The organism is Streptococcus sp. HMSC078H03 (genome assembly GCF_001808655.1).
In the GTDB taxonomy this organism is placed as follows: Bacteria; Bacillota; Bacilli; order Lactobacillales; family Streptococcaceae; genus Streptococcus; species Streptococcus salivarius_G.
In genome coordinates, this window is the sequence record NZ_KV794089.1 from 23342 (window position 1) to 39034 (window position 15693).

Annotated in this window: 15 protein-coding genes; 12 read left to right on the top strand and 3 right to left on the bottom strand. The window is 40.7% G+C overall.

Features of this window, described 5'->3' with window-relative positions:
* The first annotated feature begins 1 nt into the window (after position 1).
* On the top strand, positions 2-1300 hold the full coding sequence (gene purB / locus HMPREF2607_RS03090) for an adenylosuccinate lyase (RefSeq protein ID WP_070475791.1): 1299 nt from the start codon (positions 2-4) through the stop codon (positions 1298-1300).
* Between the two features lie 877 nt (positions 1301-2177).
* Here the strand turns inward: purB and argS are convergent.
* Positions 2178-3869, bottom strand: coding sequence for an arginine--tRNA ligase (argS, locus tag HMPREF2607_RS03095; protein ID WP_002889584.1), 1692 nt, complete (start codon positions 3867-3869; stop codon positions 2178-2180).
* Between the two features lie 154 nt (positions 3870-4023).
* Here argS and argR point away from each other — a divergent pair, with 154 nt between their 5' ends.
* The 3 genes from argR to mutS are packed head-to-tail and all read left to right on the top strand — an operon-like array spanning position 4024 to position 7362.
* On the top strand, positions 4024-4452 hold the full coding sequence (argR, locus tag HMPREF2607_RS03100; protein ID WP_186821380.1) for an arginine repressor: 429 nt from the start codon (positions 4024-4026) through the stop codon (positions 4450-4452).
* Positions 4452-4811, top strand: coding sequence for a YlbF family regulator (locus tag HMPREF2607_RS03105; protein WP_002889586.1), 360 nt, complete (start codon positions 4452-4454; stop codon positions 4809-4811). The genes argR and HMPREF2607_RS03105 overlap by 1 nt, the downstream gene beginning before the upstream one ends.
* A gap of 19 nt (positions 4812-4830) precedes the next feature.
* A complete protein-coding gene (gene mutS / locus HMPREF2607_RS03110) occupies positions 4831-7362 on the top strand; it encodes a DNA mismatch repair protein MutS (protein WP_398584100.1) in 2532 nt (843 codons plus the stop codon).
* Positions 7363-7395: 33 nt separating this feature from the next.
* Here mutS and HMPREF2607_RS03115 read toward each other — a convergent pair whose 3' ends face one another.
* Positions 7396-7851, bottom strand: coding sequence for a DUF3021 domain-containing protein (locus tag HMPREF2607_RS03115; RefSeq protein ID WP_070475797.1), 456 nt, complete (start codon positions 7849-7851; stop codon positions 7396-7398).
* Positions 7848-8285: a LytTR family DNA-binding domain-containing protein gene (locus HMPREF2607_RS03120; protein WP_070475798.1), complete on the bottom strand. Its 438-nt coding sequence runs from the start codon at positions 8283-8285 to the stop codon at positions 7848-7850. Before HMPREF2607_RS03120 ends, HMPREF2607_RS03115 begins: the two co-directional genes overlap by 4 nt.
* Before the next feature lie 178 nt (positions 8286-8463).
* Here HMPREF2607_RS03120 and HMPREF2607_RS03125 point away from each other — a divergent pair, with 178 nt between their 5' ends.
* From HMPREF2607_RS03125 to spx, 8 genes are all read left to right on the top strand, one after another.
* Positions 8464-8769, top strand: coding sequence for a hypothetical protein (locus HMPREF2607_RS03125; protein WP_002886319.1), 306 nt, complete (start codon positions 8464-8466; stop codon positions 8767-8769).
* A 49-nt stretch (positions 8770-8818) separates the two neighbouring features.
* Positions 8819-10756: a DNA mismatch repair endonuclease MutL gene (gene mutL / locus HMPREF2607_RS03130; protein ID WP_021143432.1), complete on the top strand. Its 1938-nt coding sequence runs from the start codon at positions 8819-8821 to the stop codon at positions 10754-10756.
* Positions 10757-10886: 130 nt separating this feature from the next.
* Positions 10887-11108 carry a hypothetical protein gene (locus tag HMPREF2607_RS03135; protein ID WP_002886321.1) on the top strand — a complete coding sequence of 74 codons (222 nt, stop codon included), beginning with the start codon at positions 10887-10889 and terminating at the stop codon, positions 11106-11108.
* Positions 11109-11265: 157 nt separating this feature from the next.
* Positions 11266-11856, top strand: coding sequence for a Holliday junction branch migration protein RuvA (gene ruvA / locus HMPREF2607_RS03140; RefSeq protein WP_002886323.1), 591 nt, complete (start codon positions 11266-11268; stop codon positions 11854-11856).
* Positions 11857-11864: 8 nt separating this feature from the next.
* A complete protein-coding gene (locus tag HMPREF2607_RS03145) occupies positions 11865-12419 on the top strand; it encodes a DNA-3-methyladenine glycosylase I (protein ID WP_002886325.1) in 555 nt (184 codons plus the stop codon).
* 96 nt (positions 12420-12515) lie between these two features.
* On the top strand, positions 12516-13784 hold the full coding sequence (locus HMPREF2607_RS03150) for a competence/damage-inducible protein A (protein WP_002886326.1): 1269 nt from the start codon (positions 12516-12518) through the stop codon (positions 13782-13784).
* Positions 13785-13819: 35 nt separating this feature from the next.
* Positions 13820-14959, top strand: coding sequence for a recombinase RecA (recA, locus tag HMPREF2607_RS03155; protein WP_002886327.1), 1140 nt, complete (start codon positions 13820-13822; stop codon positions 14957-14959).
* Between the two features lie 166 nt (positions 14960-15125).
* Positions 15126-15524 carry a transcriptional regulator Spx gene (spx, locus tag HMPREF2607_RS03160; protein ID WP_002886328.1) on the top strand — a complete coding sequence of 133 codons (399 nt, stop codon included), beginning with the start codon at positions 15126-15128 and terminating at the stop codon, positions 15522-15524.
* The last annotated feature ends 169 nt before the right edge of the window (positions 15525-15693 follow it).

Sequence of the window (15693 nt, forward strand, 5' to 3'; positions counted from 1 at the left end):
CATGATTGATAGATATAGCCGCCCTGAAATGGCGAACATTTGGACTGAAGAAAATAAATACCGTGCTTGGCTTGAGGTGGAAATCTTGGCTGACGAAGCATGGGCTGAGTTGGGAGAAATTCCTAAGGAAGATGTGGCTTTGATTCGTGAAAAAGCAGACTTTGACATCGACCGTATTCTTGAAATCGAGCAGCAAACACGTCACGATGTGGTTGCCTTCACACGTGCGGTTTCTGAAACGCTTGGTGAAGAACGTAAGTGGGTTCACTATGGGTTGACTTCTACTGACGTGGTAGATACTGCCTACGGTTATCTCTACAAACAAGCCAACGATATCATCCGCAAGGACCTTGAAAACTTCCTTAACATCATCGCTGACAAAGCGAAAGAACACAAGTTCACCATCATGATGGGTCGTACCCACGGTGTGCATGCTGAGCCTACAACTTTTGGTCTTAAATTGGCGACTTGGTACAGCGAAATGAAGCGTAACATCGAGCGTTTCGAGCATGCGGCTGCTGGTGTAGAAGCTGGTAAGATTTCTGGTGCGGTTGGGAACTTTGCCAACATCCCACCATTCGTTGAAAAATACGTCTGCGACAAGCTTGGTATCCGTGCTCAAGAAATCTCTACACAGGTCCTTCCTCGTGACCTTCACGCTGAGTACTTTGCGGTTCTTGCTAGCATCGCAACTTCGATCGAGCGTATGGCAACGGAAATCCGTGGTCTTCAAAAATCTGAACAACGTGAAGTGGAAGAGTTCTTTGCCAAAGGTCAAAAAGGTTCTTCAGCAATGCCTCACAAACGTAACCCTATCGGTTCTGAAAACATGACAGGTCTTGCACGTGTTATCCGTGGTCACATGGTAACAGCCTATGAAAATGTTGCTCTTTGGCATGAACGTGATATCTCTCACTCATCAGCTGAGCGTATCATCACACCAGATACAACCATCTTGATTGACTACATGCTTAACCGTTTTGGAAATATCGTCAAGAACTTGACGGTCTTCCCAGAAAACATGATCCGCAACATGAACTCTACATTTGGTTTGATCTTCAGCCAACGTGCCATGCTTACTTTGATTGAAAAAGGCATGACGCGTGAGCAAGCTTACGACCTTGTTCAACCAAAGACTGCCCAATCATGGGATAACCAAGTAGACTTCAAACCACTTCTTGAAGCAGATCCAGAGGTAACTTCACGTCTCACTCAAGAAGAAATCGACGAGATCTTCAACCCTGTTTACTACACTAAACGTGTGGATGAAATCTTCGAACGCATCGGTTTGGGTGACTAATTGAAGCAATACAGTAAAAAAGCAGGGCAGACCTGCTTTTTTTGATGGTGACATTTATGTCACTAGTTTTGTTTCCTTTTCAGCCTTATAATAGGGTCATCGCAAGAAAACTATCAGAAAGGAGAAGTTAGTAATCTTAAAAGGACGACTTAACTATTTACCGGAACTTAGCCTCTTAATAGTAAGCATTGCTTATAATATCATCCGCATCATGAATGATCTTGGAAGTATCAAAGCCCCCTCTTGGTTTTTAGATAAGGATATTCCTAGTGGTTCCTTACTATTACTTATTTTGCTTATTATTTTAAAAAGTGATAAAAAATAATAATCTCTTAAGCTACTTTTAAGTTTATTAAGATATATTATAACCATCCTAGTAAGGCAGCTAGCTTTTGTGAGCTAGAGGTAACATAATTTTTTTCATAACAAATCTCCCCGAAGAAAGTCTAGAAATCTAGGCTTTTTTCTTGTTTTTTGAGGTTTTATTAGGGTATTTTAAGAAATTGCTTGAAAACCCTTCCAAAACAAGGTAATATAGTTATATAAAGATTCTATTGGACAAGCGGTCACCTTGGAGGATTAGGAAGAAGAGGTTGGGAAGCCTGTACAATCGTATCTTTTCAGCGGTCTTTGGACTGCTGTGAAAATCCCTTAGGGGATTTTTTTCTGCGATTTAAGGTTTCTTTAAGGAATGCAGGTTATACTTTAAGTCTCCTAAATAACTTTTACTGAACGCCGTTCAGTAAGTCTCGTTGGCTTACACTTTTTGTAGAACAACGAACTTTTCTTTTTCATAATCTCCAAAAGAGCTCAACACGCTGTGTTGGGTTCTTTTTTTGGCAATTAAAAAAACGCCCTTAGGCGTTTTAAATATAGCTTACATCTCGTCTGGAGCTTCAACACCGAGAAGGCGAAGGGCTTCTTTGAGAACTGTTGCTGTTGCGTAGCAAAGAGCCAAACGGCTGTCACGTTCTGGACTTTCGTCCAAGATACGTGTGTGCGCATAGTATTTGTTAAATGCTTGAGCCAAGCTGATAGCAAATTTAGCAACGATAGATGGCTCAAAGTTGTCTGATGCACGGTTGATGATACGTGGGAAGTCTTGGATGAGTTTGATGATTTCCCAGCTTTCAACGTCGTTTAGGCTGTATGTAGCATCTGCAGATGGCGTGAAGTTAGCCTTGCGCAAGATAGATTGGATACGAGCGTGTGCATATTGAACGTAAGGTCCAGTTTCTCCCTCGAAGGATACCATGGCATCAAGGTCGAAGTCGTAACCATTCATACGGTCTGTTTTAAGGTCGTAGAACTTGATAGCTCCGACACCGACAGCATGAGCAACAGCTTCCTTATTAGGCAAGTTTGGATTCTTAGCTTCGATTTGAGCCTGGGCACGGTTAACAGCTTCAGCGATTGTTGGCTCAAGCAAGATAACGTTACCTTTACGAGTTGACAATTTCTTACCGTTCTTAGTTACAAGACCAAAGGCAACGTGAGTCATGTCGTCAGACCAGTCGTAGCCCATTTCTTTAAGAACAGCTTTCAACTGTTTGAAGTGAGCAGATTGTTCATTACCAACCACATAGATGGCTTTGGCAAAGTCGTAAGTACGTTTACGGTAGAGGGCAGCAGCCAAGTCACGTGTGATGTAAAGTGTCGCACCATCTGATTTTTTGATGAGGGCTGGGTGTTCGATACCGTATTTTTCAAGGTTAACCACTTGGGCACCTTGAGATTCTTGGAGAAGTCCTTTTTCTGTCAAGATGTCAACGACTTCATCCATCTTATCATTGTAGAAGGCTTCACCGTTGTAGCTATCAAAAGAAACACCGAGTTCATCATAAAGACGGTTGAATTCCACCAAGCTTTCGTCACGGAACCATTGCCAGAGGGCAGTTGCTTCCTCGTCACCAGCTTCCAATTTGCGGAACCATTCACGAGCTTCTTCGTCTACAGATGGGTCTTCTTCAGCTTCGGCATTGATACGCACATAAAGTTGAAGGAGTTCGTTGATAGGGTTAGCTTTGACGGCTTCCTCGCTACCCCATTTCTTATAGGCAACAATCAGCATACCAAACTGTTTACCCCAGTCACCCAAGTGGTTGATACGGACTGGTTTGTAGCCTTGTTTAGCTACGATGTTGGCCAGAGCATCAGCGATAACTGTTGAACGCAAGTGACCGATAGAGAAAGGTTTAGCAATGTTAGGACTAGACATATCAAAGGCAATATTACGTCCGTGACCGATGTTTTGGTCAGCGTAGTGGCTACCTTGAGCGATGACTTGTCCAAGAACGTCCGCTGAGATTTTTGATTTATCAAGGAAGAAGTTGATGTAAGGACCAACAGCTTCAACCTTTTCAAAGTTTGAGGCATCGATTTTTTCAGCGATGTCTGCTGCAATCATTTGAGGAGCCTTGCGCAAGACTTTAGCCAATGAGAAGGCAGGAAAGGCGAGGTCCCCCATGTCAGCATTTTTAGGGGTTTCAAGCAGATTTTGAATGTTTTCTTGTTCCAATTCAGGAACAACTTTGGCAATTTCTGCTGCAATGAGTTCTTTAGTATTCATAGGTACTCCATTTCAAATCTTGTCATTCATACCTATTTTACCATTATTTTAGTTAATAGGGTAGGGACAAGAAAGCATCTATTAGGAAGTATTGCATGAAAAAATACAAAAATTCTGTTATAATATGCAAAGAATATACATAAAAAGAGGAAAGATAATGAAGAGAGATCGTCAAGCTGTTATCAAACAGATGATTTCAAGAGATAAGATTGGGACACAAGAGGAAATTAAGCAACGCCTAGAGGCGGAAGGTATCACGGTTACTCAGGCTACCTTGTCACGTGACTTGCGTGAGATTGGCCTCTTGAAGCTTCGTGATGAAGAAGGCAGACTCTACTATAGTTTGTCTGAGCATGTGCTTCCAAGTTTGGATCCTACGGTTAAGGACTATGTTAAATCAGTTTCTCGTGCTCAGTTTATGCTGGTCCTTCACACAGAGTTGGGTGAAGCTGATGTTTTGGCTAACTTAATTGATAGTGATGGTAACCCTGAAATTTTAGGAACCGTTGCTGGTGCAGATACCCTCTTGGTAATCTGTAAGGATGCTGTGGTTGCTGAAAAACTGGAAAGCGAGTTTTACTGATGAACACTCCTCATCAGGATCTCCAAAAAGCCAAAGAAGAGTTAATCGACCTCCTCAAACACCATGAGGCGGTTCTTGCTTTTCAAGAGGCTGAGAAGGCCATTGGACAGGTACCTCAAATCAGTCATCTAGCTGGACAGATGAAGGCTTATCAACAAGAAGCAGTGCTTTTTCAAAAAATTGAGAAACAACGTGCCTATGAGGAGGCAGGTGAGCAAGCAGATTTGATTCAGCATGAGTTGGAAAATTTACCTATTGTTCAGGACTACCGTCAAAAAATGCAGGATGCCAGTGACTTGATCCAATATGTGACCAAGTCTATCGAAGAAAGGATTAACGAGGAGTTAAGACATGGCTAAGGAAAAAATATCTCCAGGAATGCAGCAGTATTTGGATATCAAGGAAAATTATCCAGATGCTTTTTTGCTCTTCCGTATGGGTGATTTTTACGAATTATTTTATGATGATGCCGTTAAGGCTGCCCAGATTTTGGAAATTAGCCTAACCAGTCGTAATAAGAACGCCGATAATCCTATTCCTATGGCTGGTGTTCCTTACCATTCAGCTCAATCCTATATTGATGTCTTGGTTGAGATGGGCTACAAGGTAGCCATTGCTGAGCAGATGGAGGATCCTAAACAGGCTGTTGGTGTGGTTAAGCGTGAGGTGGTTCAGGTTATCACGCCAGGGACAGTGGTTGACAGTTCTAAACCTGATAATGCCAACAATTTCTTGGTAGCCATTGACAAGGCTGGAAGTCGATTCGGCCTGGCCTATATGGATGTGTCAACGGGTGAATTTTTTGCGACAGAGTTGGACGATTCCAGTTCAGTTTGTAGTGAAATTCAGAACCTTAAGGCACGTGAAGTAGTGGTTGGTTATGATTTACCTGAAGCTGATGAACAAGTTTTGGTGAAGCAACTCAACCTTCTACTCTCTAAGGAAACAGAGGTTTACGATGATGTCCACTTGATTGACACTAGCTTGACAGACTTGGAAAGCAGTGTAGCGGGTAAACTTCTTCAGTATGTGCACCGTACTCAGATGCGTGAGCTCAGCCATTTACAAAAGGCTCAGCACTATGAGATTAAGGATTACTTGCAGATGTCTTATGCGACCAAGTCAAGTTTGGATTTGCTGGAAAATGCTAGAACAGGTAAGAAACACGGTTCTCTTTTCTGGCTCTTGGATGAAACCAAGACAGCTATGGGAATGCGTCTCTTACGAACTTGGATTGACCGTCCTTTAGTGAATCAGACTGCAATCATGGAGCGTCAGAATATTATCCAAGTTTTCTTGGACAATTTCTTTGAGCGTAGTGACTTGACTGAGAGTCTTAAAGGGGTTTACGATATTGAGCGCTTGGCTAGTCGTGTTTCCTTCGGCAAGGCTAATCCTAAAGATTTGATTCAGCTAGGTCATACCCTGGCTCAGGTTCCAGTTATTAAGGCAATTTTGGAGTCTTTTGATGACGAGGCCTTGTCACGTCTTTTACAAGAGTTAGATACCCTGCCAGAATTAGAAAGTCTGATTCGTTCGGCTATTGATCCCGATGCTCCTGCAACCATCACAGAAGGTGGCATTATCCGTGCTGGTTTTGATGAGACCTTGGACAAGTATCGCAAGGTGATGAGCGAGGAAACCTCATGGATTGCGGATATCGAAGCCAAGGAACGTGAAGCGTCTGGTATTACAACACTAAAAATTGATTATAACCGTAAAGATGGTTATTACTTCCATGTGACCAACTCTAACCTTAGCTTGGTTCCTGACCATTTCTTCCGCAAGGCAACCCTGAAAAATTCAGAGCGCTTTGGAACTGCTGAGTTGGCTAAGATTGAAGGTGAAATGCTCGAGGCACGTGAAAAGTCATCAACCCTCGAATATGATATTTTCATGCGTGTTCGTGAGCAGGTTGAACGCTATATTGACCGTCTGCAATCTTTGGCTAAGGCTATTGCGACAGTCGATGTGCTTCAGAGTTTGGCAGTTACAGCTGAGACTAATCATTATGTTCGTCCTGTGTTCAATGATGAGCATCGTATTGTTATTGATCAAGGTCGTCATGCGGTGGTTGAGAAGGTTATGGGCGTTCAGGAATACATTCCAAACACGATTACCTTTGACAGTCAGACCAATGTTCAGCTCATCACAGGACCAAATATGAGTGGTAAATCTACCTATATGCGTCAGTTAGCTTTGTCAGTCGTTATGGCTCAAATGGGGTCTTACGTACCAGCAGATAGTATTGATTTGCCAGTTTTTGATGCCATCTATACACGTATTGGTGCTGCAGATGACCTGATTTCAGGTCAGTCAACCTTCATGGTTGAGATGATGGAGGCTAACCAGGCTATTAAGCGGGCGACACCTAATTCTTTGATTATTTTTGATGAGTTGGGACGTGGAACAGCCACCTATGATGGTATGGCTCTAGCTCAGTCTATCATTGAGTTTATTCATGACAAGGTAGGAGCTAAAACCATGTTTGCTACCCATTATCATGAGTTGACAGCCCTGTCAAATACTTTGACACACCTTGTCAACGTTCATGTGGCGACACTTGAAAAGGACGGAGAGGTGACTTTCCTTCACAAGATTGTCGATGGTCCAGCCGATAAATCTTATGGTATTCATGTGGCTAAGATTGCAGGTTTACCAGCAGATTTACTGGAACGTGCTGACACCATCTTGACACAATTAGAGGGCGAGACAGTTACTATCCAACCTCAGGAAAAGGTATCGCCTCAAGAGAAGCCTGTCACTGAAACGCATATTAATGAGCAAATCTCTCTCTTTGATGATTTTACTGAAAATCCAGTTCTTCAAGAGTTACGAGACTTGGACATTTACAATATGACACCGATGCAGGTCATGATGGCTGTAGCAGATTTAAAACAGAAACTATAAAAGAAGCTTGTCAATTGACAGGCTTCTTGTCTTTTACAGATGTTTCAATTCTTGGTTGAGTTCTTCAATATCCTTTTTCATTTTCCAATAAGAGAAGACCCAAACGAGCAGATAGATAAGGCTGAATTCAATGACTAGCTCCAAGTAGAAAGTCAAACGTAGAGGGAACCATCCGCTGAGGGTAGCTAGTGGAATGAAACCTAGACAGGTCAAAGCGTAGTGAGTGATGGTTGCGCGAAGCAAACTCCACTCAGCCTTACGGAAAATATAACTAGCGACTTCAAAGAGGATACCGATTGCAAACCAAGTAATGAGGCAGTAGGCTAATACTATAGATCCGTGAACCTGATGTGACGTCATCCATTGTCCAATAGCTGAATGAGGATTTAGAGGCATGTAGCTTGGTGCCCAGATAAGAGACATAATCATGGATACGGCAAGTCCGATAAGGATGCCCTTTGTGCCTGATTTAAAAAGTTGCTTTTTCATTGTAATTTCTCCTTAATTGCTTTGAGGTAACGGCGTGATGAGTAAGTGGTTTCCTTGTTTTTAAGGTGAATTTCAACGAGGCCGTTAGGGGTAATGTTGAAGCGTTCAATTTCTTTGAGGTTGACAATCTCTGATTGTGAGATTTTGATAAAGTAAGATGGAAGTTTTTCTAAAACTTGATAGAGACGTAAGCCTAAATGGTACTCTCCTTGAATAGTTTCAGCTAGAACTTGTCGATTTTCGATGTAAATTCTGGAAATAGCTTTGTGTTCAATAAGATAAGTTTCTCCATCTTTTTTTCCTTTGAGTCGCTGGTTGTCATCCAAAGATTCAACAAACTCGACGACTTGCTGAATCTTTGGCGTCCGACTAGGTGCCTGAATCTGCAACATTTCTTCTTGAAATACCGAGTCAATCTGAACTTTTATTTTCATAACTATCCTTTCTTATTTGTAATTGAGGAGGCCTTCTCCCTTTCACACCCTTATTAAACACTATTTACCAGTCCACAGCAATAGCACTCGTCTATGTGGTCCTATATAGTGTTTAAGTGGTTGAAAATATTTTAGAAAACCCCTATACTTAATGAAAACGTACTGACGAGGTAATCACATGAAATCTATAATGAAATGGCTAGCAGGAATTTTTCTTGCCTGCAGTCTGATTTTGAGCTTTTTTACACCTTTTGAAAAGGCACTAACACTGAACTTGCTTTTGCTTTATTTCTTTGTGAAGCAGTTTATGGATTCGACAAGCTCCCCCAAAACCTACCAATGGATTTTCCAAGTCATCTACCTCTTGATTTTTTCTGGGCTCATTTGGTTCAATCTTCGTCATGGGGATATGATTGTTATAGCCACAGCCTTATCTTGGCTAACAGTTGTGTGTGAGTTATGGCTTTATAGGAAGCATCAGTAACATTTAGAAACATTGTTCTCTCAACCTTTTAGAAGGGAAAATAATAATTATGCCAAAAATCATCGAATTACCTGAGGTGTTAGCCAACCAGATTGCTGCTGGTGAGGTCGTAGAGCGCCCAGCCAGTGTTGTCAAAGAGTTGGTGGAAAATGCTATTGATGCAGGCAGCACCCAGATTACCATTGAAGTTGAAGAATCAGGCCTCTCAAAAATTCAAATCACAGACAATGGTGAAGGAATGGCTCAAGCTGATGTGGCCATGAGTTTGCGCCGTCATGCAACAAGTAAAATCAAAAATCAAGGAGATCTCTTTCGTATTCGAACCCTTGGTTTTCGAGGTGAGGCCCTACCATCAATAGCTTCTATCAGCCACCTAACTATTGTGACAGCAGCGGATGGAGAAGCCTATGGGACTAAACTGGTTGCTAAAGGTGGAGAAATTGAGAGTCAGGACCCTATTTCAACACCAGTTGGAACAAAGATTACCGTTGAAAACCTATTTTATAATACCCCAGCTCGTCTCAAGTATATGAAGAGTTTACAGGCTGAGTTGGCTCATATTGTCGATGTTGTCAATCGTCTAAGTCTAGCTCATCCCGAGGTTGCCTTTACCTTGCTTAATGATGGTCGTCAGTTGACACAGACATCAGGTACTGGAGACCTCCGTCAAGCTATTGCTGGTATTTATGGTTTGACAACGGCTAAAAAAATGGTGGAGATTTCAAATTCTGACCTTGATTTTGAAGTTTCTGGATATGTTAGTCTCCCTGAGTTGACCCGTGCAAATCGTAACTACATCACGATTCTCATTAACGGACGTTATATTAAAAACTTCCTGCTTAACCGTGCTATTTTTGATGGATATGGCTCTAAACTCATGGTAGGACGCTTCCCTATTGCAGTTATTGATATTCAGATTGATCCTTACTTGGCCGATGTCAATGTTCACCCAACAAAGCAGGAAGTACGTATCTCTAAAGAAAAAGAGCTCATGGCCCTTATCAGCTCAGCCATTGCTCAAAGCCTTAGAGAGCAGGATTTGATTCCTGATGCCCTTGAAAATCTAGCCAAGTCTAGTACCAGAGGTGCAGCTAAGCCAGTTCAAACCAGTCTTCCACTCAAACAAACCAATCTTTACTACGATAGCAGTCGTAATGATTTCTTTGTCAAACCAGAGACAGTCCAAGAAGATATCAAACCTCTTGTATCAGAGTCACCAGTTTCATCGGTAGAAAATAAACCGCAACCTTCTGTTAAACAGGCACAACGTTCAGTAGATGAAGGTGATAGCGAACACGAAAAACTTGATTATAAAAACAAGTCGAAAATGAAGCGCATGCTTGAAACTCTGGACAATGAGGAAACATCAACCTTCCCTGAATTAGAGTTTTTTGGTCAAATGCATGGAACCTATCTCTTTGCGCAAGGACAAGGCGGACTTTACATCATTGACCAGCATGCTGCCCAAGAACGTGTCAAGTATGAGTACTATCGCGAAAAGATTGGTGAGGTTGACAGCAGTTTACAGCAGCTTTTGGTTCCCTATCTCTTTGAATTTTCAGGTTCAGACTACATTAGTTTACAAGAAAAAATGTCCCTTCTTAACCAGGTTGGTATCTATTTAGAGCCTTATGGGAACAACACTTTCATTCTTCGTGAACATCCTATCTGGATGAAGGAAGAAGAGATTGAATCAGCGGTCTATGAAATGTGTGACATGCTTCTTTTGACGAATGAAGTGTCTGTTAAGACCTACCGTGCTGAGTTGGCCATCATGATGAGTTGTAAACGTTCAATCAAGGCCAATCATGCTCTTGATGATTACTCTGCGCGTGACCTCCTAGTACAGCTTGCACAGTGTAAAAATCCCTACAATTGCCCTCACGGACGTCCAGTACTTGTCAACTTTACCAAGTCTGATATGGAAAAAATGTTCCGTCGTATCCAAGAAAATCATACGAGTCTACGTGACCTAGGGAAGTATTAAAACTTTTTTTGGTCTTGCTTTACGAATAGGAATGTTAGATTTATAATAGTGGTGAAGATGAGGAATCTTCTAATGTTTTAGCGGATTATTGTAGGATGATTGCCTGATTTTTAAGTTAGGAGGTATAGTGATGAGACACCTAACAAAAACTAATAAACACTTTTTACTTGTTGGCTTAACATTTTTAGCGACTAGCTTGATTTTCTATATTTTGGCCTGGTTAGGTCAACCAAGTTTGGAGAATACTCTCGTAAATGTTTCTAGCATTGCCTTTACTTTAGGCGTTGTAACATATATTCTATTAGGTCTAAAGATGATTACAGATACTTTAAAGACGAGTAGTCATCCTTAAAATAGAGCAAACAGAATCCACTTTCGAGTGGATTTTTTGTTACAATAGTACAGCAGTGCTTGAGATGACAAAATAAACACTCAAGACAATTATCTTACAAGTATAAAATGATAAAGCAAACCATTGAAGAAACGAACGAGAAAGGAAATCACACGCCATGTATGATTACATCAAGGGAACTCTAGTGAAAATTACCGCCAAGTATATTGTTATAGAAGCAAACGGCTTAGGTTATATTGTCACTGTAGCGAATCCATATAGTTTTTCTGACCAAATGAATCAGACTATCCAAGTCTATCTTCATCAGGTTATTAGAGACGATGCCCACCTTCTTTTTGGTTTCCATACTGAAGATGAAAAAGAGGTCTTCCTTAAGCTTATTTCAGTTTCTGGAATAGGTCCGACGACTGCCCTAGCCATTGTTGCTGTAGATGATAATCAAGGCTTGGTTGCTGCTGTTGATAATAGTGACATCAAGTACTTGATGAAGTTTCCAAAGATTGGTAAAAAGACAGCTCAACAAATGGTTCTGGATTTGGCAGGGAAATTTGCAGAGTTACCAACAGAAACGACCAAGACGACACCAAGTCAACCTGAAGGGAATCATCAATTGGATGAGGCTATGGAAGCCTTGATTGCTCTTGGTTATAAAGCCACAGAACTTAAGAAAATCAAGGCCTTCTTCGAAGGAACTAATGAAACGGCAGAGCAATACATTAAATCGGCTCTTAAAATGTTGATGAAATGAGGTAAGCAATGGTCAATCGTTGTCGTTGGGTTCCAACAAACAATAAATTATATTGTGATTATCATGACAAGGAGTGGGGAAAGCCTATTGGTGACGACCAAAAACTTTTTGAGCTGCTTTGCTTAGAAAGTTATCAGTCAGGGCTTTCTTGGTTAACCGTTTTAAATAAAAGACAGGCCTTTAATCGTGTTTTTCATGACTATAATATTGAGCGTGTTGCCCAGTTTAGCCTAAGTGAACTTGAAGATGCGCTTCAAAATCCAGACATCATTAGGCACAAACTTAAGCTAGAAGCAACCGTAAATAATGCCAAACAAGTACTAAAAATCCAAGATGAATTTGGCTCCCTGTCCCATTATTTTTGGCATTTCTTTGACGGAAAGCCCTTGATAAATAATGTACCCACATATAAGGACGTCCCATCATCAACTGCTTTATCCCAACAGATTGCCAACAATCTAAAAAAGAGAGGGTTCAAATTTTTAGGACCGACAACTATATATTCATTTTTACAAGCCGCAGGATTTGTGAATGATCATGAAAATAACTGTGACTTCAAATAAATGAGTGGATTTGATTGACAAGACGAGCAAAACATGTTAGTTTATAAACGAACATGTTTTTGAGATTATTTTACGAATAGTAATATAGGTGAACCAATGAAAGCTGAATTGATTGCAGTAGGAACTGAAATCCTAACCGGGCAGATCACCAATACCAATGCCCAATTTTTATCTGAGAAACTAGCTGAACTAGGAATTGACGTGTATTTTCACACAGCAGTAGGAGACAATGAAAGCCGCCTACTTTCAGTTCTTGATCAAGCCAGTCAGCGTAGTGATTTAGTCATACTTTGTGGTGGACTTGGCCCTACTGAGGACGACCTAACCAAGCAAACCCTGGCTAAATTTTTAGGAAAAGAACTCGTTTTTGATGAGGAGGCTAGTAAAAAACTGGATAGTTTCTTTGCTACTCGTCCTAAACACACACGAACGCCTAATAATGAACGTCAAGCACAAATTGTTGAGGGGGCTATTCCCTTGCAAAACCCGACAGGTCTTGCAGTTGGAGGGATTATTACTGCTCAAGGGGTGACCTATGTAGTCTTACCTGGTCCACCAAGTGAACTCAAACCTATGGTGAATCAAGAACTTATTCCAGCTCTTACTGAGAATCACTCAAGTCTTTATTCGAGAGTCCTAAGATTCTTCGGCGTTGGAGAAAGTCAATTAGTGACTGTTCTTAAGGATTTTATTGTTAACCAAACAGATCCAACCATAGCTCCATACGCTAAAGTGGGGGAAGTAACACTTCGCTTGTCAACGAAGGCTTCTTCGCAAGAAGAAGCAGATCAAAAACTAGATGTTTTAGAAAAACAAATTCGTTCGACTAAAACTCTAGATGGCAAATCCTTATCTGATTTCATTTATGGATATGGAGAGTCTAATAGTTTAGCCTTTGAAGCTTTTCGTTTGCTTAAGCACCATGGCAAGACCATCACTGCAGCTGAAAGCCTAACAGCAGGTTTATTTCAGGCTAGTATTGCTGATTTTTCAGGGGCCTCACAAGTATTTAAAGGTGGATTTGTTACTTATAGTATTGAAGAAAAAGCTAAAATGTTGGATATTCCCTTGTCGCAACTAGAAGAACATGGTGTTGTCAGTCATTTTACTGCAGAAAAAATGGCTGAAGGTGCTCGAGCTAAAACAGATAGCGATTATGGAGTTGCACTTACCGGTGTAGCTGGACCAGATTCATTAGAAGGACACCCAGCAGGTACGGTATTTATTGGTATTGCTGATAGGAATCAAGTAAGGTCGATCAAGGTTGTTATAGGTGGAAGAAGTCGTTCTGATGTTAGATATATTAGTACCCTCTATGCCTTTAACCTAGTTCGCCAAGCTTTATTACAAGAAGACATGATTTAAGTTTGTCTTTAACTATAGAAAGAAGAGGAAAATAAGTGGCTAAGAAAACAAAGAAAACAGAAGAAATTACAAAGAAATTTGGAGATGAGCGTCGTAAAGCACTTGACGATGCTTTGAAGAATATTGAAAAAGATTTTGGTAAGGGTGCGGTTATGCGTCTTGGTGAGCGTGCAGAGCAGAAAGTTCAAGTTATGAGTTCAGGCTCGCTGGCTTTGGACATTGCTCTTGGTGCAGGTGGTTATCCTAAAGGTCGTATTATCGAAATTTACGGACCAGAATCGTCAGGTAAGACAACTGTAGCCCTCCATGCTGTTGCTCAAACACAAAAAGAAGGTGGAATTGCTGCCTTTATCGATGCAGAGCATGCCCTTGACCCTGCTTATGCGGCAGCCCTAGGTGTTAATATCGATGAGCTTCTTTTGTCACAACCTGATTCAGGTGAACAAGGTCTCGAAATTGCTGGTAAGCTGATTGACTCTGGTGCAGTTGATTTGGTTGTTGTTGACTCAGTTGCAGCTTTGGTACCTCGAGCAGAAATTGATGGAGATATTGGTGACAGCCATGTCGGACTTCAAGCGCGTATGATGAGTCAAGCCATGCGTAAGCTTTCTGCTTCTATCAATAAAACAAAAACAATTGCTATCTTCATTAACCAATTGCGTGAAAAAGTTGGTATTATGTTTGGTAATCCAGAAACAACCCCTGGTGGACGTGCTCTAAAATTCTATGCATCAGTACGTCTTGATGTACGTGGAAATACGCAAATCAAAGGGACTGGTGATAAAAAAGACCAAAATGTTGGTAAGGAAACTAAAATTAAGGTTGTCAAAAACAAGGTTGCTCCACCATTTAAAGAAGCCTTTGTTGAAATTATGTATGGTGAAGGGATTTCACAAACAGGTGAGCTTGTAAAAATCGCTAGTGACTTAGGTATTATTCAAAAAGCTGGAGCCTGGTTCTCATACAATGGAGAGAAGATTGGTCAAGGATCTGAAAATGCGAAAAAATATTTGGCAGATCATCCAGATATTTTTGAAGAAATTGATCATAAAGTACGTGTACACTATGGTTTGATTGAACCAGATGAAGAGGATATTGTTGAAGAAGCACAAGTTGAAGAAACATCTGATGAACTTGTTTTAGACCTAGATTCAACCATTGAAATTGAAGAATAAGTGTAAAAGAGCCGACGAGCTCTTTTTTCTTTGTTTTAATCTAAATAAAAAGGGTCTATGATCATTGAAAAAGTCCCCAAGATTCAAAATAGGTCGCTAGACCGATTTCTAAAATCAAGGACAGTGATAAGATAATAGTATCATGTGACAGAAAGAGAGAATTAACATGATTAAGATTTATACAATCTCAAGTTGTACAAGTTGTAAAAAAGCAAAGACATGGTTGAACAACCATCAACTTCCTTATAAAGAACAAAACCTTGGTAAAGAACCACTTACAAAAGAAGAAATCTTAAACATCCTATCAAAAACAGAGAATGGTGTTGAGAGTATTGTTTCATCAAAAAATCGCTATGCTAAAGCTCTAAATTGTGATATCGACGAGCTCAGTGTCAGTGAGGTGATTGATTTGATTCAAGAAAACCCAAGAATCTTGAAGAGCCCAATCTTAATTGATGATAAGAGATTGCAAGTGGGTTATAAGGAAGATGACATCCGTGCTTTCTTACCACGTTCAATAAGAAATGTCGAAAATTCGCAAGCACGCATGCGCGCAGCTCTATAAAAAAGTAAAAAAGGAGATACTTGCGATCTTCTTTTTACGTTTACTCTGGCATAGAAAATAAGTATTGACATTAGTTCTCAAACTTGATAGACTAATAAAGTCTTAAGGAAATTGTCCAGTAACAAAAAGTTTGAAAAAACTTTAAAAAAGTTATTGACAAGACAGGCCA